Below are 20,051 nucleotides of genomic sequence, written 5' to 3' on the forward strand. Positions count from 1 at the left end.
GGTGTTCCTGTTTTTTGATAATTAATTAACCACTCAATCTGTTTAATTTTCATTCATCGTAAATATAACCTATAATAAAGGTGAATTTAATCTAATGAAAAGGGTGATTATTGTGGATGTAAGATTTCCGATTGGAGAATTAGAATTACCTGAAAAAGTAACAATGAATGATATTAATCAGTGGTTAGATGAGATTGGTAACTACGCAAATCGATTAAGAAAAGTTGTTGATGGATTAAACGACGAAGCATTAAAGAAAAAATACAGAGAAGGTAGTTGGACAGTTAGACAACTTGTCCATCATATAGCCGATTCTCAACTGAATATGTATCAACGTTTGAAGATCGCTTTAACCGATGATAGAAAGCCGACGATAGTTGGTTTTGATCAAGAAAAATGGATTGAATTACCAGATAATGAATTACCTATCGAATGTTCTCTTAGAATGTTAGAAGGTATTAATGAACGGATTGTTGCAGTAGGACGAAGTTTATCTGAAGAACAACTGAAACGCGCATTCATTCATGAAGATAATGGTGAAACAACAGTAGCCTTTAAAATCGCAAAATTATCATGGCACGAAGAACATCATTTAACACATATTAAATTAGCTTTAAATAATTAATCATAATACCGTCCAAATTATATTTGGATGGTATTTTTTTATATTAAAATATGGTAATTAATATTCTGAAAATTTTTTAAATAGTCTATTGCGAAGATTTATAAAAACGCTTACAATAATAAAATACAATAGAGGGGGTACTACAACATGAATTTGGCAATACTTGGATTTATAATGGTTATCATTTTTATGATTCTCATTATGAGCAAAAAGATGTCAGCTTTAGCAGCATTAATTATAGTGCCAACAGTTTTCGGACTGATTGGGGGATTCTACTCTAAATTAGGCGAATATATGGTGGATGGACTATTAACAGTGGCACCAACGGGTATTATGCTCGTATTCGCAATTTTATACTTTGGGGTTATGATTGACGCAGGATTATTTAATCCTGTTATTGAAGCAATTATGAAAGCTGTTAAAGGAGATCCAGTTAAGATTACAATTGGAACAGTTGCTTTAGCATCACTAGTTGCGTTAGATGGAGATGGCACGACAACGTTTATTATTACCGTTACGGCTATGCTGCCTTTATATAAGAAAATGGGCATGAATTTATACATATTATCAACGTTAGCATTACTATCTATTGGTGTTATGAATATGACGCCATGGGGTGGACCAACTGCAAGAGCGATTTCTTCGCTACAGTTAACGACTGAAGAAGTATTTACACCGATTATTCCAGTAATGATAGCTGGTATACTATTCGCTGTATTTGCAGCTTACGTATTAGGTGTTAAAGAAAGAAGAAGAGTCGGTATTAAAAATCATTTAAGTTTAACACTTGATGAAATGCATAATTCAAACGGTAAAGATGAAGATGAAAAAGCATTATTAAGACCTAAAATTGTAATTGTTAATGCACTTTTAACTATATTATTACTAATCGCATTGATTACAAGTTTCTTACCAATTCCAGTATTATTCATGATTGGTTTTGCGACTGCTTTACTAATCAATTATCCAAGCCTTGAAGTGCAATCTGAATTGATTAAACGTCATGCTGGCAATGTATTAGCAGTTGTAGGTTTAGTGTTTGCTTCTGGAATTTTCACAGGAGTTATGAATGGAACTGAAATGGTAGATGAAATGGCAAAATCATTAGTAAATGTCATTCCTGAATCAATGGGTAATCATTTCGCACTTATCACAGCAATCTTAAGTATGCCATTCACATATTTTATGGCCAATGATCCATTTTATTATGGTATTTTGCCAATCTTAGCAGAGTCTGCCCAACAATTTGGCGTAGCAAAAGCAGAAATGGCAAGGGCATCAATATTAGGGCAACCATTACACGTATTAAGTCCACTATACGCCGCCGGTTATTTATTAGTCGGTATGTTAGGCATAGATTATGGTACAAACCAAAAAGTTGTTATGAAATGGGCAATAGGTTCCTCAGTATTTATGATATTTGTAGCTGGAATAATAGGCGTTATTTCGTTTTAATAGGATGATTCATTATGTAGTAAACTCAGAAATCTAATTTATGGATTTCTGAGTTTTTTTATGGAATATAGTATAAATATTCATACATTTGATATAAAAATTTTGTTATGATATATGAATAAAGAAATAATAAAATCTTATAATATAATTGTTTAAAACAAGGGATGGTTTATATGTTATACGGTAAAGATTTTGTTAATACACATAGCAAGGAATTTGTTAAAGTTCTAGAAGCGGAAATAATAAAATTGTTGAATCCTGATGAAATGTTATTGAATTTAACATTCTCAAGTAGCAAGAAATCGTATTATGTAACATTGCTTAATACAGAAATACATAAATGGGTTAATTTTAGAATAAGTGATCATAAGAGGAGAGGTAATCTTAAATCACTTTATAGTGTTTATTATGACCATTACAGCGATGTTGAAAGTATGATGGATGACATTAAAGAATATTTAGACAAGACATCGTGGACTTATTTTAGTTATCAACATTATTTCATACTAAAAACAATCAAGTCGATGCCACATTATAAAGGTGGTATTTATGTAAAAATTCCTAAAGGAGACCCTAAACATTTAAATCATAAAGTAACATTTGAGCAAGAAGTCAACGAAGGTACAATTTTAATTGAAACAAAGGATATAGATAATCATACTGAGAACTTAATAAGATCTTTGTATGTCCAAAATATGCTCGCAAGTGAAATGCATAAACATATAAGAAAATCACAAGTGTATGTTCCCTCGATTGGCATGAAGTTGTTAGAACGATTCGATACACTATATTATAAACAATATGAAGATGACTTTTCGGAAGATATTTATCAAAATTTTAAAGTTCCAGACAAAGAAGAAATATGTATTGAATCAGATGAACAAATTTTACTTCAAATGGAAGATATAAAAGCATTTAATCGCTATTATGTATATGGTTTAATTAATAAAAAGAAACATTCATTGATTCACATAGGATATCATTTAGGAAATTTAACGGTAGGTGATTTAGAAGAAATACCAGTGATAAAAAAGTATAAGCACCTTGAACCTGTCATGAAAGATCCAACACTCGTATCGCCAGTTGTATTTATGACAGATATTACAGAACGAGAAGCACAAATCACAGTTAAAGCAATGTTGAATCAATATAGAATATTTAATCCAGCAAATTTTGGGAAAGCTGTTTCGTATAATCAAATGTATAATGATGAAAATGAATTTCAAATTGATAATGAAAGGATTAATCATAAAATATATGGTGATTATAATATGTTACAACATCATATACAAACAGAATATGTAGACATTGAACAGTTAAATAAAGCACATATCTTAATTGTAAAGCTATCCATAGATAGTGATAAAGAAAGTGTACCAGCATCCAGAACATATTCAACAACATCAAAAGTAATTAAAAAAGCACTCGTCAGTCACATAGAAATCAGTGAACGCGTAGCAAACAAAGTAGAATATATCGTCGGCATACATCCACACGATGGCAGGGTGATTACGGTATATAAAGTGAAAGAACAGAAAAAGAGATACACTAAATACAAAAATACATTAGGTAAATCTAAATATATATTTAATTTTTATGCTTATACTGAAAAAACATCAACTATCAATGATATTAAACTTGTAAAAACAATCAATACTGTACTCACGAATTATCAATTTGTAGATCAAAACGGTATGATGAAGCGGAGTAAACGAAAAGTAGTGTTTGTTTAAAATAATGCGAATTAATACGTAATGACTTTAATTTTAATAGAAAATATCTTATACCACTTTATAAAATACTTTGAATTTACAGTTTTTATAGTGTATATTGAAGATAATTATTTTAAACTTCAAGAGGTGATAATATGATTTCTATGAATTCTAATTTATTAGATTCAATTGTAAAAGGTATTGTTGCAGGATATAAGGATTATATTGAGGTTAGAAAAGAGAAAGAAAATGAAATGTATATTAGTGATGCTTATGCTCACGTAAAATCTAATCATATTGAGGATCAAGTATATAGACATATAGATGAATATTGTGGATTTATTAAACAAAATGCTGGGCCAGCTTGGAAATTTTTAAAATTCAACACAATTGAGAATCAGGGTAACAGAAAAGTGAGTTTTATCTTTAAGAATGAAAGATATTTTGATGAGAAGAATGTCACTTATGGTAAGAATGCATTAAATGATAAAGAGACTAAGGAGAAAAAATATTTAAAAGATTTAATGAATGACAATTATGGATTAAATTTTGAAAAAATTAAAACTATAAGTGAAGAACCTTATCAACTTGATGCTGATAGAGTACTTTTTGATGATATTAGAAATGAAGATAATATTGATGATCATATATTTACTATTGTTACATATGGTATTGATGTTATAACGAGACAGTTAAATTCTGTGAAATTATGGATCCCAAATCCGGAAGATAATACTGCAGTATTATTTCAGGATTTAACTGACTATTTATTGAATTTAATTAAAAATGAGGAACAATATTTTATTGATTATAAAGATTTAGAAGTGCTTAAATCTGATAGAGAGTTAGAAGAAGGAATTGTAGATATTGAAAAAGAATTTAGATATAGTCTTACAGAAGAAGATGAAGATGAATCTAATAAGGATTGAGGAATAGGTGAAACGAATGTTTATAGGTAGCAATCTTGAGTGCGTGAGAACACTTAATGGTTACAGCCGGAAAGAACTTGCTGAAAAGGTTAGTGTAAGTGAGCAAGCTATATGGCAATATGAAGTGAAAAATATGATGCCTGAAATTAATAAGATATATGAATTGTCAAACTTATTTAATGTGCAAACAAGCTATTTTATAAGTGATCAACCTAAGATACTTAAGGAAAAATCTGTTGAAAAACAAACGATCGCGTTCAGAGCTGTAAGCTATAAGGTATCTACTAAGTTATTAAACAAACAACATTATCAGGCTAATTATGTATCGAATTTAACCAATTATTTACTAGCATATGTTAAATCACCATTAATGGAAATAAAAGCATTGATTGATGAGTTGGATGACTTGATAGAATCTTTAGAGGATTTAGATCGCATTAAAATTATAAAAAAATGTGCAAGTATAAGTAGGGAAAAATTATTAGGAAACTGTAGTAATAATCATTTATTATTTAATTTAGAAAAATCAGGCATCATGATATTTGAAAAAAATATTGATAATGATGCTGATGCATTTAGTTTTTGGTCAAATCGCGAAATACCATATATTATATTAGGTAATAACAAAGGCATAGCTGTAAGAAGGAATTTTGATATAGCGCATGAACTATGCCATATACTTTTACACAGACACATTCAGTTTGATAATTTGTCACAAGCGGAGTATAGACAATTAGAAAATGAAGCTAATATCTTTGCAGCTGAGTTCTTATTACCAGAAGCTGAGTTTATAGAGGATTTTAATAAGCTTACTAAAAAATCTAATCCAGATCATATGAAAATATTAAAAGAAAAGTGGTTTGTTTCGATACAATCTATAGAATTGAGAGCTTATTATTTAGGATTATTGACTGAAACTCAAAATAGATATTTTTGGGAATCTGTAAATAAAAAGGGTTATAGACGAAAAGAGCCACTTGATGAGGAAATCAAGTTACCTAAACCAGTTAAAATAAATAGTTTATTAAATTTTTACTTTAAAGAGAAGGTTATGACACCAGAATTTTTATTAAATGACTTAAAAGTAAGTCCAAAATTTTTGAATGAAATCGCAAATATAGATACACGACTCATTGATAAATATATGGACGTAGAATCAGATAAAGAACGTAATGTCATCTCGCATTTATTTAAATAATAAAGAGAAGTTAAAATAATGATTTATATAATGAATGTATAACATAATTTCCATAGGCATCACCAAACCCCCTTACTAGTGGAGTAGTAAGGGGGTTTATTTAGTGATATTTTTTATACTAATGCTTTAAAGTTTTCTAAGCGGTTTGCTTTTTCTTCTTCGCTAATGTTGTGTGCTTTTACGTAACGGTTTCTTTCGTGTGATGCACATTCGTGTGAGCATGCACCAAGATATTTGTGTTCGTTTTCTTCTGTAACTAAGAATTGACGGTTACATTCTGGGTTACTACAGTTAATGTATCTTTCACATGGTGTGCCGTCGAACCATTCTTTACCGACTACTGTTTTCTCAACTTGGTTTACGTCTACGCTAATTCTTTCATCGAATACGTACATTTTACCGTCCCAGAATTCACCTTTAGTTTCTGGATCTTTACCGTAAGTTGCGATTCCGCCTTCTAATTGGCTAACGTATTCGAAACCTTCTTTTAATAAGAAGCCTGAGAATTTTTCACAACGGATACCGCCTGTACAATAAGTGACGATTTTCTTATCCATAAATTGTTCTTTATTCTCTTTAATCCAGTCTGGTAAATCTCTGAATCTTGTAATATCTGGACGAATTGCACCGCGGAAGTGTCCTAAGTCATATTCGTAATCATTTCTTGCATCAATGACGATTGTATCTTCTTCTAATAAAGCTTCTTTAAATTCTTTTGGTGATAAGTAGTTACCAGTTAATTCTCTAGGATCTACATCTTCTTCTAAGTCTAATGCTACGATTTCTGGTCTTGGACGCACGTGCATTTTTTTGAAAGTATGTCCTTCAGATTCGTCGATTTTGAATGTAATGCCTTCAAATCTTTCGTCTGCTTTCATTTGTTCCATGTATTTATCTGTGTCAGCTTTCGTACCTGAAAGTGTACCGTTAATACCTTCAGTTGCTACTAAAATACGTCCTTTAAGTTCAAGGTCTTTACAAAATTCTAAATGCTCTGCTGCAAAAGTTGCGGGGTCAGTAATTGTTGTATATTTATAAAACAATAGTACTCTATAATCCATTTTCTTATCTCCTCTAATTCTCTTTTTTTTATTTATATGATATGTCAATTTGAAAGTATCTAGTTGATATGGAACAATTTTTATATGAATGCACATTTTTATCCTCATTATATTGTATCAAAAAAGTTGCATTTTTCAATTGTTTGATTTTGTAAAATAATATGAAATCGTTTTTATCTTTCATTTTGTGTGAATTCGAGGGTGAAAAGGAGCTATATTGACTGATATTTATTGAGAAAGTTAAACTTGTAATTCGCCTTCTTTAATTTCTTTTGTGCGATTGCCAAAGTGGTTGTCTAATTTAGTTAAAGTGGAAATAAAGCTTGTAAATTCATCATCAGGTATTATTTTTAATAAGTAATCTAAATTTGTGATACATATCTTATTTAATTCTTTAATTTTTTCACGACCAACTTCTGTTATATATACATGAATCTTTCTATTGTCTTCCTTGTCCATTTTCTTTTCTACGAAGCCTTCTTTAATTTGACCATTTAACAAACGACTTAAATTCCCTTTATCCATGTCTTGAGATTCAGCAAGTTCAGCTAATGTCATACCTTCATTTTCACTAATAAAATACAATAAGTTCAGGTAATTTAATGAGTAACCATTGTTATTAGCAACATGTCCACATAGAAATTTAAAATTAGTATTTAATCGTAAAAGCTTAGTTTTAAAATCTTGTAATAACTCTTGCCTCTCTATATTTTCCATATTGTATTCCTCCATTAAATTAATTTATGCATTAAGATTTTATCAAACTTTCAATCATTAAAAAAGTAAAATTTCGCAAATTGTATGCTAATGTTTAGTTGTTATGCACAATTAATTGTTTTTGAATATTAATATTATTCAAAAACAAAAAGAAGTTGAAATGGAATTTAATCAGTCCCAAATTCAACTTCTGACATTATTATTTCCAACCTTTATGATTTCTGTATTTATAAAAAGCAGAAACATCAATATTTTGTTTTTCAGCTGTTTTAATAACTTGTCCTACATTTTTAAAGCCTAATAATTTAAAATAATCAATAAGTTGCTGTTTAGTTAATGTGTCAGTATCTTTGTTTAATAGAGCTGCTAAATCTTGATCAGTATGGAAAGGTAATCGCGTATCATCATGAAGTGTTAATCCATTTTGAGAATACGTTCTAGCATCAGCATGATGACCATCAGTAACACTCAACGCACCAAAACCTAAAATAACAGCAGATAAAGTAACAGGAATTAATTTTTAAAATTTCATATATAACCATCTCCAATCATTTGATGAGTCGATTATAATATAAAAATTTCCAAAAAATAGGCAGTTAAAAGTTATTTAATAATAGTTAAGAATGAGTTAAGAAATAGGGGAGAATAAATCCTTCTCCATTAATTTTGTTAAATCACCATCGTTATTTATTTCTACTCCGGTATCTACAAAGCCTAATTTAATATATAGTTCATATGCAATTTGATTTGGAATATCTACTAAGAGTGCAATGTGTTTTATATGTGGCATATGTTCTGATAAGTAATGATTGAGTTGTTGCAAGCTTTGTTTTGCATAGCCTTGTCTTAAATAGCGTTTATCTGTTGATAATGATCTTACAAAAATTGTGGATTCATCTGGTGTTGAAAAGTACTTTGTAAATTCGCTATGTTCATGTAAGACGAAGAATACAGCCAGTTTGTCATCTTCTAATAATCCTAATATGCAATGTCTATTTTTATTTTGTGCTGCCAGTTTAATATTTTCTTTCGGTGTTTTTGTAAACTGAAGTTGTGAATCATCCATTTGATATGACTGAACTTTATCATAATAATTGTCGTTATATGCAATTAATTTCATAGTAGACCTCCAATATGATTTCTAAATTAAAATAACTCTTTTATGTCTGTTAAATTATTGTTTGTATTTTATCATAATTTAAATAACCTTTTTCAAAAGAAAACAAAGTTTAAATTGACATTTTTTTACAATGTGTAATAATAAATTTAAAATTCTAGTGGGAGGCTATGATATGTCAGAGTTAAAAGGAATACCTGAATCTATGTTAATACCACTTGCTGTTAAGGCGAGAGAGACTTTAAGTGATATGCCAATTATTAATGATCCTTTATCTGTTAAAATAATAAAAGATATAGATAATCCTGTACTTGATACATATGTGGACTGGCTATCACAGCTTGGTATTAGTATTAGGACAGAAATTTTAGATGAAATTGTGATTAACTTTATTAAACATGCTAATCATCCTTTTATTATTAATATTGGATGTGGGTTGGATACGCGTCTCAGTCGATTGAAATTGAACAATGTGCCTTGGATTGATATTGATGTGCCAAAAAGTATAAATCTTAGAAGACGATTTTTTAATGAAACATATTTTTATAAAATGATTAATAAGTCAATGTTTGATTATAGTTGAATTGATGATGTTAAACGTAATGTGCATTTTAAAGAAGATAGTGATATTTTAATAATATTTGAAGGTGTGTTAATGTATTTTGAGAAAGTAGAAGTTGAAGCTGTGTATAAAGAGATTGCTCGTTCATTTGATAAGCATCAGTTAGTAATTGCTTCTGAATTTTGTTCAAAGTTTATGACTAAACATACTAATAATCATCCATCTGTCTCTAAGCTTTCTAGTAAACCATTATTTAAGTTTGGTTATAATAATGTCGCAGAGTTAAAAGACATTTTGCCTGGCAGTTGGAAAGTTGTTAAAGAGTATAATTACTTTGATAGATATTCACATAGATGGCGCTATTTGAAGTGGTTTAAGTATATAGTCTATCTTAAAAATCGATTTAATAATAAAATTGTAATAATCAAAAACACTTAATATAAAAGTGTAGTGGGAGTTGGCTATGGAAACGATATATTTAGCAGGCGGTTGTTTATGGGGCGTGCAAGCTTTTGTAAAGACGTTACCCGGTGTAATTGAGACAGAAGCAGGTAGAGCGAATGGAAGTAGCCGTACACTTGAAGGTGAATACGATGGCTATGCAGAATGTGTAAAGACTGTATTTGATCCTGCAATCGTTAGTGTAGAAGATTTGATGTCATACTTGTTTGAAATTATAGACCCATATAGTGTGAACAAACAAGGTGAAGACGTTGGGTTGAAATATCGAACAGGTGTCTATAGTGAAGAAGAGCATCATTTAGTAGCTGCACGTCAATTTATAGCAAATAGAAGTGATGCAGACCGAATTGCAGTTGAGGTTAAAGCATTAGAGAATTATGTACGAAGCTCAGAAGAACACCAAGACCGTTTAGCAAAATGCCCAGACGATTATTGCCACATTTCCCAAGAAATGATGAATAAATATAAATAAAAGAGGTGTGTGATTTGGGGGCAGAGGCGTTGAATATTGCAAGACGGGCCTGACTAGCAACATAGCAACATTCCCCATATATCATTCCACAAAAAAGCTAGGACTTGTTCAAAGTCCTAGCTTTTCTCATTTTATTGTCCGTGATAAATACTAAAGTTCAGTGGCTTAATGCCATTGCTTGACCACTCGTTGTATATTTTTTGTTTATTTCTATCGTTTTCTACAATTGTGATACCGCAGTCGCCACCGCCAGCTCCTGATGTTTTACTTGCGCCACCGTATGATTCTCCGATATCGCATAATTTTTTAAGATGTGGTGTTTCGATATCTATTGTAGCGAATGAATCTAAATATTGTATAACGGTACGATTCTTTCTAATTGTATCTTGAACACCTTGTATATTGTTTGTCTTAAATGCTTTAATAAGTTGTTCGACATATTTCTGTGATTGATCTAAAAATTGTGTATATATTGTTGGATCTGCTTTTAAGCGTTTGACTTCACTTACTAAATGATGTGAAGAAGCGGGTGAGCCTGTCCAACCGATTAATACTTCCATATGCTCTGGTGCTTGAAGTGGTTCGATGTGTAACCCTGGCCAGTTTTTATAAAGGACGTCCATTACAGATGTTTCTTCTATTTGTTGTTTAACCCAAACGTGATCAAAAGTACTATAGACTAACCAACCTGTATAAACACTTACTGCGATATCACCGCAAGAACTTAAACTTTGTAATTTCATATTAGCGATAACAGCTAATTTATAAATAAATAAATTTGATAATTGTAAGTTATAGAATTCGTTTAGAGCTTTGATAACAGATACTAATACGGCTGCACTAGAACCTAAACCATATTTATGACCGGATGCATCATCAAGGTTACTATCAATTGTTAAGTTGTAATGTCTTAATGTGACATTGGAACTTTTAGCAAATTGTTCAAAGACTTCTATAGCTTGTGTAATATATTTAAGCTGATCTGCAGCATCATTATCAGAAATGATGATTTTGTCTTGTTCTCTTGTAAATGTAATCGGCTCATGATGTAAAGTCTTAGAATGGATAAATCCTGATGATGAATTCGTATCTTCAATTGTTGCTGTCACAAATCGATCAACTGCAATTAAGACAGATTTATATCCAGGCTCTGTTACTGCATATTCTCCAGCAATATACAGCTTTCCTGGCGCTTTGACTTGAATCATTATATCTCTTCCTTACTCAATAATTTCAATTCCTGTGTTTGTAATATCACTCGCAATAACTTGTTCTTTATTAAAAGATTTAAGTAAAGCGTCTATTATAAATTGCTGGTTTTTCTTTTCGACTAATATTTTAACATTTGGACCTGCATCCATTGTAAAATAGCACGGATATCCAGCTTTTCTACATTGATGTACAATATCCATAACTTCATAACTTTCTGGTACTAAGTATGTGAAAGGTGGCTGTGCACCTAAATTAGTAGCGTGCATGCGCAAGCCATTTTCTTCGATAACTTCACCTAAATGTTTGAAGTCTTTGTTACGTATGGCTTCTTTAACTGATGCAATATCTTCATCAACATGATCTAACCAATATTGGTAGAAACGAGATGTGTCTCTTGTATGGGACATCCCTGAACGACTAGATACTTTTTTAGATTGGTTATTGATGACCACAAATACCATTGATAAATCTTCTTCCCAACCTTGTGCATCGATTGCGTGTGCATATGACGTTTCGTCGTCATGACCTCTTTCCCATTCAGCAAATCCACCAAAAATACTTCTAGAAGCTGAGCCTGAACCTCTTCTAGCTAATCTTGATAAATCTTTATCAGACATATTTAAGTTAAGTGCCTCGTTACAAGCTGCAGCAAGGGCTGCAAATGCGCTTGCTGATGAAGCAAGACCTGCTGCTGTCGGAACATAATTGACACTTTCAATATAAGCATAGTGTGAAGTATGACTACGTTCTCTTACAAGATTCATAAATTGATAAATTTTCTTCGATTGTGCTTCGTTTACTTCTTCACCATTTAGAACGAGTATATCTTTTGTGTATTCAGGACTAAATGTCACTTTTGTTTCTGTATAAAATTTATCAAGCGTAACGGATAAGCTATTATTCATGGGGATGATAAGTGATTCATCAGCTTTTCCCCAATATTTAATTAAAGCAATATTTGTGTGCGCGCGGGCTTTACCACTCATATTCAATCTCGTTAACCTCCTAAATTTTCAATCCAAGTATGATGAGCACCGAATTTTTCAGCACTTGTTGCAATTTTTTCAGCAATGTCGAGATTTTGAGCGAGTACAATCATGCTACCACCACGGCCGCCGCCTGTAAGTTTACCAGCAGTTGCACCTTGTAATTTACTTATTTCAAGTAATGCTTCAATATTGTCATGACTAACTGTTAACTTGCGTAAATTTTCTTGTGCACGTTCAAATACGTGTGCTAATTTTGTGAAATCATGATGTTCGATTGCATCATTAGCTTCATATACGAGCGTACCAATATGCTCTATATACTGCATATATTGTTCGTTATGATCACATAATTGGTGGACATCTTCGACTGCTTGTTTAGTAGAACCTTGAACACCTGTATCGATCACGACCATATAGCCGTTTATGGATAGTGGTTTCAAAGTTGTTACTTTTCCTTGTTGGAACCATACTGGTTTATTAGAGACAATCGTTTGTGTATCGATGCCACTCGGTTTGCCATGCGCGATTTGTTCTGCCCAATTCGCTTCTTCTATTAATAATTCATCAGAAAGAGGCTCTCCTATATAATCATAACTTGCTCTTACAAAGGCGATAGCCATAGCAGCACTGGAACCTAATCCTCTTGAAGGGGGAAGATTTGTTTCGAATTTAACATTTATAGGCTCTTCGATATGATGTTTATCGATAAATCTTGAAATAACAGATTTAATATGTTCAGGAGCTGTTTGTAACGTACCTTCATATACATCACTATTAATATATGAAGTATCACCAGCATTAAGAGACTGGATCGTTACTTTCACTTTACCTGTTGCAAATGGAATCGCTATTGCTGGTTGTCCAAAAGTAACAGCATGTTCTCCTATTAAAATAACTTTCCCATTTGCTTCCCCGTATCCTATTTGTGCCATATTTTCAATCACCTTTAGTATTTCTTATTTTATTTTTTTGTTAAACACTTTATTATTATAAAGCTCTGTCACCATATATTCAAAAACTTTAACTAATTAATGTGCAATAATTACAATTTTTAATGAAATTGATAGCTATTATGACCTTTTGCGAAGCCTTTTGCTGTAAATAACCAAGAATCGCCACCACGTTCTATATCATTGGCACAAATGATTAATTGATTTGTACCGGGTATAAATGCAGGATGTGTCGATCTTAACATATGTCCTTGGTCACGACCTGGCATTAATATTTGTCCGATAGGGTAACCACTTTTGTTAAAGACAAGTACTCTACCTTGACCATACATAGCAACATAAAGGTTATCGTCGCTATCAATGCAACAAGAATCAGGACCTTCATGACCTGTAAAATGATATGGAATAGATGCACCAAATGGTTCAATTGTCACACCGTCTTCTTCTAATGAAATACGATGTAATCTATTCGCATTTGTTTCAGTCACCCATAGTACACGTTCATCTGTACTTAATGCAATACCATTTGCTACTGCGATATTTTGAATAATAGGTGTAATCGTTTGATGATCAGGTGAAACATAATATACGCCACCAAGTGGATTTGTAGAGTATCCTCTAAAATCAGTAAAGTAGAATCCACCTTTACTATCAAATACTAAATCATCAACGCAATATTCTGTATCGATATCTGAAACGATACTTTGTGGATTTTTGCCGTCTGCATCAGTCGCAAAAATACCACCAGAACTTTTGAAGTCACCTAAATAAGACATATATAATCGTCCGTCTTTATGTATTTTAACAGAAGCTGGGTTAGTTTTCTCAGATTTAAATACTGTATTAACTTTTTTCTCAGGTAAATCTACGCGGAAAATAGTCCCGCCAAATACTTCGCATAAGAAAAGATTATGATTTCTATCAAAGCATAAACCTTCTAATTGAAGACCTTCATCAGAAATTTTGAGCCAAGGTTCAGCTGTTACAGTTTGCAAGTGTTGTTCATGTGCAAGTAGTGGGACAGCACTTTTTGAAGCTTCCGTATAATATAAAGATGGTATATGTTGATCAGCCATGATAATCGCTCCTTTAAGTTGTACAATATAGAAAAGTACACATGTACTTTAAAGATGTGTTTAATATATATGTTTAATATTATCACTTTTAACTTACAATGAAAATGAATATTAAATTGCGAAAAATATGAATGATGTAAAAGATATTATAAACATATAAAAAACAGCTTTTCGAGAAGTGGAAAAGCTGTTTTTATGATTAAGCTTTAATTGATTTCGCGCGTTGCTCTACATATGTCTGTAATTCTGGAGACAATACATAGCTGATTGATTTTAAATCAGATACGTTTGATGCATTCAATAAATTAGCAATGACATGCATTTGTTCGATAAATTGTTTCATATGTTCAATTGTATCTTCTACACCATAAGCATCTAAATATTTGAGAACATATCCAGATAAGCCAACAGCTTCTGCACCTAATACTAGAGACTTAATGGCATCGAGTGGGTTTTTAACGCCACCACTAGCTAATATGTGAATATCTGCATTTAATAATTGTGCTTCTAATAAGCTTTGAACAGTACTTTGTCCCCATTGATTTAAGAATGCCATATCTTTTAATGGTCTTCTTTGATTTTCAATGTCCGCAAAATTCGTACCGCCTCTACCACTAACATCTACATATTGAATGCCAATATCTTTAACTTTTTGAATGGTTTCAGCACTCATACCGAAACCAACTTCTTTAATGATTACGGGTATATCAATATTATCTTGAATTTCTTGAATGTTTGTTAGCCAATTTTCAAATTCAGTATCACCTTCAGGCATTATCAGTTCTTGAGGTGCATTGACGTGAATTTGTAAGGCGTCAGCATTTAGAAGTTCTATTGATTTCTTAGCTTTTGCATATTCAATATCTGCTCCGACATTACTAAATATTAGACCTTCAGGATTTTCATCACGAACTACTGTGAAACTTGATTCAGCGTTAGGGTCTTTTAGAGCTGAATGTGTAGAACCTACAGCCATTGGTATGTTACAAGCTTTAGCGATTTGCGCTAACTCTTTGTTAATAGTTGCTGCTCTTTCACTTCCTCCCGTCATCGCATTGATATAAATAGGGTATTTAAAAGAGAAATGCGGAAACTTTACTGATAAATCAATTTGATTTTTATTAATAGAAGGAATGGATTGATGTATAAGCTGTACTTTATCAAAATCAGTACTAACTGGTGAATACGTATCTAATGCCAGCTGAATATGTTCATTCTTCCTTTTGCTTCTTAATGAGTCGTCCATTCATTTATCCTCCGTGCGTCTATATGTTTAATGATATATTTTATCTTAATACACATTATAGCAGTTGTATAATTGAATATAAACTAAACATTGTTATACATTCCGCTTCAAAATCTTTTTTCAAATACCCGAAAAATCAATCAAACAATTTATGCTAATATTAATACTATACAAATATACATAAAATGGAGGAGAATCGTTATCAAATTTAAAAAACTTACTTTAATTTTAATTTGTACATTATTATTAAGCGGTTGTACTTTACCAGGCTTAGGTGGCGTATCGTCTGATACAGTGAAAATTACGGCGCTTGCTACAAGTGAGTCTCAAATCATGGCGCATATGATTCGCTTACAAATTGAGCATGATACAAAAGGGGAAGTAAAGCCGATAATTGTAAATAATCTTGGTTCTGCGGTAATTGAACATAACGCGATATTAAATGATAATGCACAAATATCCGCGACAAGATATACAGGTACTGATTTAGTAGGTGCTTTAAACTCTGAACCCATTACAAATACTAAAAAAGCTGAGAAAGCTGTTAAAACAGGTTTCCAAAAGAAATTTGATCAAACATTCTTTGACTCATATGGATTTGAAAATACCTTTGCATTTACAGTCACTAAAGAAACAGCTAAAAAGTACAATTAAAAAAAAGTTTCGGATTTAGCAAAACATAAAGATGAACTAAGAGTAGCAAGTGATCCTACTTGGATTAAACGAAAAGGGGACGGCTATCCAGCTTTTTCAAAAGCGTACGGATTTGAATTTAAGGATATTAGAACAATGCAAATTGGACTTGTATATGATGCATTGAAGAATAAGAGTATTGATGCCGCACTTGGATATACAACAGACGGTAGAATAGCAGCTTATGATTTAGTGACACTAGAAGACGATCGTCACTTCTTCCCACCATATGACGCCAGTCCATTAGCAACAAATGAATATTTGGAACATAATCCAAAAGCTAAAAAATCTATAGAAAAATTAGTTGGGAAAGTATCCACTGAAAAAATGCAAGAATTGAATTATCGAGCAGACGGTAAAAAAGAAGAGCCCGCTATAATCGCAGAAAAATTTCTTAAAGCACATCACTACTTTGAATAGTTAATATAGTAAAAAGCAGGAACCACAATTGCGGTTCCTGTTTTTTTAATACATATTAAGGGTGAAATATAAGTGAGATAGGTAATTCTTGGCTTAAGTGCTGAGTAAAGCCAAGAGATTGTGGAAGTCTGTACTGAACCCAAAAATCTAAACCTTAATTAGTATATTATTTCAAAGGTTTGTCTCCTGTAATTTTTGGGAGATAAGCCTTTTAATTTTGATTTGATTCTTTCGTTATTATAAAAATCGATATATCGATGAATAGCTTGTTCAAGGTCCTGAAAATCTTTAAATTCTTGGCCATAATACATTTCTTGTTTAAGTAACCAAAAAAAGTTTTCCATAACTGAATTATCTAGACAATTACCTTTTCTAGACATACTCTGAAATATTTTATGGTCTTTTAATAATCTAGTGTATTGTGAATGTTGATAATGCCAGCCTTGATCTGAATGAATCGTTAAACGATGATCTAGGTTTGGACGACGCTTTATCATTTCTTTTAATGGATTGATGACTATATCTAATGTAGGACGACTTGAGATTTTAAAGCTGATAATCTCTGAACTATATAAGTCCATAAAAGGTGATAAATATAATTTCTGACCATTCATTAATTTGAACTCTGTAATATCTGTTACGACTTTTTGAAATGGGAGACTTGTTTTAAATCTACGATTTAATATATTTTGAGCTACTTTACCAACTTTACCTTTAAAGGAACGATACTTACGACCTCTATGTGTGAACTTTGTACAAGTTAGATTATGTTCTTTCATAATTCTTAGTACTTTTTTATGATTTACGATAAGACCTCTATTTCTTAGTGCTTGTGTAACACGACGATAACCATAGGTATGGTTTGATTCTTCACATATTTCTTTTATTACTTGAATCAATGTTTCATCTTTATCAGCTTTACTAAATTTATTTATCCAATAATAGTATACAGATTTAGCTATTTGAGCGACTTTAAATAAGATACTTAATCGTATATTATATGTTTCATTTAGTTCCTTAATGACCTTTACTATTTCTGATTTTTGCTTCCGTAAATGTCGGTCAAGGCTTGTAACTTTTTTGATAAGCTATACCTGCCTTTAACGTCTCATTTTCATTTCTAAGTCTTTCAAGTTCTTCACGTTCATTTTCATTTAAAGGTAAATTTTTATTATCTGATTTAGATCGTTTTTTAGTCATAGTGTGAGATCGTCCCTTTTGTTTATTATCTATATCAAGACGACACTTTTCATCAAATTGATGTTGCCAATTGGCAATGATAATAGGATTAATAATTCTAAAGTGATTCGCAGTATCTTGATAAGACAACATATTTTCTTGTCTAAATTTTAAAACAGATAATTTAAATTCGCTAGTATAAACAGTATTTCTACTTTTTATTTCTAAACCTTCTTCTCCAAACTCTTTATATTGATTGACCCAAATCCGAAGGACAGACCAACTTGAAATACCATATTTTAAAGCAATTGTTCTATAACTTTGATGTCCTTCTAAATATTCTTTTACAAGTTTTAGTTTGAATTTAAATTCATATTTTTTCCTCATTAGAATGCACCCCAATATTTTGATTTGTTTAGTTCAAATATTTGGGTTCACATCAGTCGTGGCTTAAGTGATGAGTAAAGCCAAGAGATGGCTGAAGTCGTGGCTTAAGTACTGAGTAAAGCCAAGAGATTGCTGAAGTCATGGCTTAAGTACCGAATAAAGCCAAGAGATCGTCCAAGTCATGGCTTAAGTGCTGAGTAAAGCCAAGACATTCAATATTTTCATTAATACTCTATTTATTAAGCCCATCCTCTGAATCGTGTTGCTTCTGCTGTACGTCTAACGCCTACTACATAAGCTGATAATCTCATGTCTAGTTTTCTCTTTTGTGAAATGTCATATACTTTGTCAAAAGCTTCCACAATCTTAGTTCTTAATAACTGATTCACATCTTCTTCTGACCAATAAAGTCCTTGATTGTTCTGTACCCATTCAAAGTATGAAACAGTTACACCACCGGCACTGGCAAGTACATCGGGTATTAATAGTACATCATTTTCTGTCAGTATACGTGTTGCTTCTTGTGTTGTAGGACCGTTAGCCGCTTCTGCTACTATACTCGCTTTAATGTCTCCTGCATTTTGTGCGGTGATTTGGTTTGCTAAAGCTGCGGGTACTAAAATGTCACAATCAATTCCAAATATATCTTCGTTTGGAATAATGTTATCAAATAAAGGTGTGATTCTACCATGTTCTTTACGAAGCTCTAATAAATGATCAATATCTAAACCTTCAGGATCATATAAAGCACCACGACTTTCTGAGATACATACAATTTTTGCACCTTTATCATGTAGGATTTTAGCGATAAAGCTACCAGCATTACCAAATCCTTGTATAACAACTTTTGAACCTTCGATATTAATACGCTTACGTTTAGCCGCTTCTTCAATCGTAATTACAGCACCTAATGCTGTTGCTTGTTCACGACCAAGTGAACCACCTAAAGAAATGGGTTTACCTGTAATGAAATTTGGTGCGTTAACTTTATGCATAATACTATATTCATCCATCATCCAAGACATGATTTGAGCATCCGTATATACATCGGGTGCAGGGATATCTTTAGTAGGTCCAACGATTTGAGCAATTGCTCTAACATATCCACGTGACAATCTTTCTAGTTCATTTTGACTCATGCTATGAGGGTCACATTGAATGGCACCTTTACCACCACCATAAGGTAAGTTAACGAGACCACATTTTAAAGTCATACACATAGATAATGCTTTTACTTCATTTTCATCTACATCAGGGTGGAAGCGGACGCCACCTTTAGTAGGTCCCACTGAACTATTATGTTGAGATCGATATCCTGTAAAAGTTTTTACAGATCCATCGTCCATTTTAACTGGAATACGAACTCTTAAAAATCTAGCAGGTTCTTTAATCAATTCAAAAAGACCTTCATCGTACCCTAATTTATATAAAGCTTGTTCAATTATATTTTGTGTAGAAGTTACAAGATTGCTATTTTCACTCATGACTGACGCTCCTTTGTCGGTTAAAATAATGTCTAAAAAAACATATTAAATAAAATCATAATACAAATGAAAATGGTTTTCAATAAAATAAACTGAATTTACTAA

20 protein-coding genes and 1 pseudogene are annotated in these 20,051 nt (G+C 31.7%); 9 read left to right on the plus strand and 12 right to left on the minus strand.

Annotated elements, in window-relative coordinates; all coding sequences use genetic code 11:
- The first annotated feature begins 112 nt into the window (after positions 1–112).
- From MUA60_RS00870 to MUA60_RS00890, 5 genes are all read left to right on the plus strand, one after another.
- Positions 113–625, plus strand: a complete 513-nt coding sequence (locus MUA60_RS00870) for a YfiT family bacillithiol transferase (RefSeq protein ID WP_262649188.1) — start codon at positions 113–115, stop codon at positions 623–625.
- Between the two features lie 147 nt (positions 626–772).
- Entirely contained in the window at positions 773–2,080 is a 1,308-nt protein-coding gene (locus MUA60_RS00875) for a CitMHS family transporter (RefSeq protein WP_262649189.1), read from the plus strand.
- Between the two features lie 173 nt (positions 2,081–2,253).
- Positions 2,254–3,813 carry a hypothetical protein gene (locus MUA60_RS00880; protein ID WP_262649190.1) on the plus strand — a complete coding sequence of 520 codons (1,560 nt, stop codon included), beginning with the start codon at positions 2,254–2,256 and terminating at the stop codon, positions 3,811–3,813.
- Between the two features lie 134 nt (positions 3,814–3,947).
- Positions 3,948–4,721 carry a spr1630 family ClpXP-sensitive toxin gene (locus MUA60_RS00885; RefSeq protein ID WP_262649191.1) on the plus strand — a complete coding sequence of 258 codons (774 nt, stop codon included), beginning with the start codon at positions 3,948–3,950 and terminating at the stop codon, positions 4,719–4,721.
- Positions 4,722–4,737: 16 nt separating this feature from the next.
- Entirely contained in the window at positions 4,738–5,919 is a 1,182-nt protein-coding gene (locus MUA60_RS00890) for a spr1629 family repressor/antitoxin (protein WP_262650544.1), read from the plus strand.
- Between the two features lie 113 nt (positions 5,920–6,032).
- Here the strand turns inward: MUA60_RS00890 and trhO are convergent, their stop codons facing one another.
- The 4 genes from trhO to MUA60_RS00910 all read right to left on the minus strand — a co-directional run bounded on the left by trhO (position 6,033) and on the right by MUA60_RS00910 (position 8,817).
- Positions 6,033–6,980, minus strand: a complete 948-nt coding sequence (trhO, locus tag MUA60_RS00895; RefSeq protein ID WP_262649192.1) for an oxygen-dependent tRNA uridine(34) hydroxylase TrhO — start codon at positions 6,978–6,980, stop codon at positions 6,033–6,035.
- Between the two features lie 240 nt (positions 6,981–7,220).
- Positions 7,221–7,697 (minus strand): MarR family winged helix-turn-helix transcriptional regulator, encoded by a 477-nt coding sequence (locus MUA60_RS00900; protein ID WP_262649194.1) that lies wholly within the window; start codon positions 7,695–7,697, stop codon positions 7,221–7,223.
- Positions 7,698–7,896: 199 nt separating this feature from the next.
- Positions 7,897–8,169 carry an SPIN family peroxidase inhibitor gene (gene spn / locus MUA60_RS00905; protein WP_262649195.1) on the minus strand — a complete coding sequence of 91 codons (273 nt, stop codon included), beginning with the start codon at positions 8,167–8,169 and terminating at the stop codon, positions 7,897–7,899.
- A gap of 156 nt (positions 8,170–8,325) precedes the next feature.
- The gene (locus MUA60_RS00910) at positions 8,326–8,817 is read right to left on the minus strand and encodes a GNAT family N-acetyltransferase (protein ID WP_262649196.1); all 492 of its coding nucleotides are present in this window, start codon (positions 8,815–8,817) and stop codon (positions 8,326–8,328) included.
- A 172-nt stretch (positions 8,818–8,989) separates the two neighbouring features.
- Between MUA60_RS00910 and MUA60_RS00915 the strand changes: the two genes are divergently transcribed.
- Genes MUA60_RS00915 through MUA60_RS00925 form a run of 3 tightly spaced genes read left to right on the plus strand, consistent with a single transcriptional unit; the run spans position 8,990 to position 10,310 of the window.
- Positions 8,990–9,397: a class I SAM-dependent methyltransferase gene (locus MUA60_RS00915; protein WP_262649197.1), complete on the plus strand. Its 408-nt coding sequence runs from the start codon at positions 8,990–8,992 to the stop codon at positions 9,395–9,397.
- Positions 9,398–9,418: 21 nt separating this feature from the next.
- A complete protein-coding gene (locus tag MUA60_RS00920; RefSeq protein WP_262649198.1) occupies positions 9,419–9,814 on the plus strand; it encodes a hypothetical protein in 396 nt (131 codons plus the stop codon).
- 25 nt (positions 9,815–9,839) lie between these two features.
- On the plus strand, positions 9,840–10,310 hold the full coding sequence (locus MUA60_RS00925) for a peptide-methionine (S)-S-oxide reductase (protein ID WP_262649200.1): 471 nt from the start codon (positions 9,840–9,842) through the stop codon (positions 10,308–10,310).
- A gap of 131 nt (positions 10,311–10,441) precedes the next feature.
- Here the strand turns inward: MUA60_RS00925 and MUA60_RS00930 are convergent, their stop codons facing one another.
- The 5 genes from MUA60_RS00930 to fni all read right to left on the minus strand — a co-directional run bounded on the left by MUA60_RS00930 (position 10,442) and on the right by fni (position 15,783).
- Positions 10,442–11,518 carry a phosphomevalonate kinase gene (locus MUA60_RS00930; protein ID WP_037589206.1) on the minus strand — a complete coding sequence of 359 codons (1,077 nt, stop codon included), beginning with the start codon at positions 11,516–11,518 and terminating at the stop codon, positions 10,442–10,444.
- 12 nt (positions 11,519–11,530) lie between these two features.
- Entirely contained in the window at positions 11,531–12,514 is a 984-nt protein-coding gene (gene mvaD / locus MUA60_RS00935) for a diphosphomevalonate decarboxylase (RefSeq protein WP_262649201.1), read from the minus strand.
- Between the two features lie 5 nt (positions 12,515–12,519).
- Positions 12,520–13,443, minus strand: a complete 924-nt coding sequence (gene mvk / locus MUA60_RS00940; RefSeq protein WP_262649203.1) for a mevalonate kinase — start codon at positions 13,441–13,443, stop codon at positions 12,520–12,522.
- 119 nt (positions 13,444–13,562) lie between these two features.
- Complete coding sequence (locus MUA60_RS00945; protein ID WP_037589209.1) at positions 13,563–14,537, minus strand: SMP-30/gluconolactonase/LRE family protein; 975 nt, start codon at positions 14,535–14,537, stop codon at positions 13,563–13,565.
- 199 nt (positions 14,538–14,736) lie between these two features.
- Entirely contained in the window at positions 14,737–15,783 is a 1,047-nt protein-coding gene (gene fni, locus MUA60_RS00950; RefSeq protein WP_262649204.1) for a type 2 isopentenyl-diphosphate Delta-isomerase, read from the minus strand.
- A 201-nt stretch (positions 15,784–15,984) separates the two neighbouring features.
- Here fni and MUA60_RS00955 point away from each other — a divergent pair.
- Positions 15,985–16,896, plus strand: a pseudogene (locus MUA60_RS00955) (osmoprotectant ABC transporter substrate-binding protein).
- 158 nt (positions 16,897–17,054) lie between these two features.
- Here the strand turns inward: MUA60_RS00955 and MUA60_RS00960 are convergent.
- From MUA60_RS00960 to MUA60_RS00970, 3 genes are all read right to left on the minus strand, one after another.
- Entirely contained in the window at positions 17,055–17,981 is a 927-nt protein-coding gene (locus tag MUA60_RS00960) for an IS3 family transposase (protein ID WP_316964795.1), read from the minus strand.
- A complete protein-coding gene (locus MUA60_RS00965) occupies positions 17,959–18,462 on the minus strand; it encodes a transposase (RefSeq protein WP_262648412.1) in 504 nt (167 codons plus the stop codon). The genes MUA60_RS00960 and MUA60_RS00965 overlap by 23 nt, the downstream gene beginning before the upstream one ends.
- 239 nt (positions 18,463–18,701) lie before the next feature.
- Positions 18,702–19,946: a Glu/Leu/Phe/Val family dehydrogenase gene (locus MUA60_RS00970; RefSeq protein ID WP_262649205.1), complete on the minus strand. Its 1,245-nt coding sequence runs from the start codon at positions 19,944–19,946 to the stop codon at positions 18,702–18,704.
- Between the last annotated feature and the right edge of the window lie 105 nt (positions 19,947–20,051).

Origin of the sequence: Mammaliicoccus sciuri (assembly GCF_025561425.1) — a bacterium.
In the GTDB taxonomy this organism is placed as follows: Bacteria; Bacillota; Bacilli; order Staphylococcales; family Staphylococcaceae; genus Mammaliicoccus; species Mammaliicoccus sciuri_A.

Excerpts from the sequence above, each read along its gene's own strand:
- MUA60_RS00875 (WP_262649189.1), top strand. The coding sequence starts at position 773 with ATGAATTTGGCAATACTTGGATTTATAATGGTTATCATTTTTATGATT.
- MUA60_RS00880 (WP_262649190.1), top strand. The coding sequence starts at position 2,254 with ATGTTATACGGTAAAGATTTTGTTAATACACATAGCAAGGAATTTGTT.
- MUA60_RS00885 (WP_262649191.1), top strand. The coding sequence starts at position 3,948 with ATGATTTCTATGAATTCTAATTTATTAGATTCAATTGTAAAAGGTATT.
- MUA60_RS00890 (WP_262650544.1), top strand. The coding sequence starts at position 4,738 with ATGTTTATAGGTAGCAATCTTGAGTGCGTGAGAACACTTAATGGTTAC.
- trhO (WP_262649192.1), bottom strand. The coding sequence starts at position 6,980 with ATGGATTATAGAGTACTATTGTTTTATAAATATACAACAATTACTGAC.
- MUA60_RS00900 (WP_262649194.1), bottom strand. The coding sequence starts at position 7,697 with ATGGAAAATATAGAGAGGCAAGAGTTATTACAAGATTTTAAAACTAAG.
- MUA60_RS00910 (WP_262649196.1), bottom strand. The coding sequence starts at position 8,817 with ATGAAATTAATTGCATATAACGACAATTATTATGATAAAGTTCAGTCA.
- MUA60_RS00915 (WP_262649197.1), top strand. The coding sequence starts at position 8,990 with ATGTCAGAGTTAAAAGGAATACCTGAATCTATGTTAATACCACTTGCT.
- MUA60_RS00925 (WP_262649200.1), top strand. The coding sequence starts at position 9,840 with ATGGAAACGATATATTTAGCAGGCGGTTGTTTATGGGGCGTGCAAGCT.
- MUA60_RS00930 (WP_037589206.1), bottom strand. The coding sequence starts at position 11,518 with ATGATTCAAGTCAAAGCGCCAGGAAAGCTGTATATTGCTGGAGAATAT.
- mvk (WP_262649203.1), bottom strand. The coding sequence starts at position 13,443 with ATGGCACAAATAGGATACGGGGAAGCAAATGGGAAAGTTATTTTAATA.
- MUA60_RS00945 (WP_037589209.1), bottom strand. The coding sequence starts at position 14,537 with ATGGCTGATCAACATATACCATCTTTATATTATACGGAAGCTTCAAAA.
- fni (WP_262649204.1), bottom strand. The coding sequence starts at position 15,783 with ATGGACGACTCATTAAGAAGCAAAAGGAAGAATGAACATATTCAGCTG.
- MUA60_RS00965 (WP_262648412.1), bottom strand. The coding sequence starts at position 18,462 with ATGAGGAAAAAATATGAATTTAAATTCAAACTAAAACTTGTAAAAGAA.
- MUA60_RS00970 (WP_262649205.1), bottom strand. The coding sequence starts at position 19,946 with ATGAGTGAAAATAGCAATCTTGTAACTTCTACACAAAATATAATTGAA.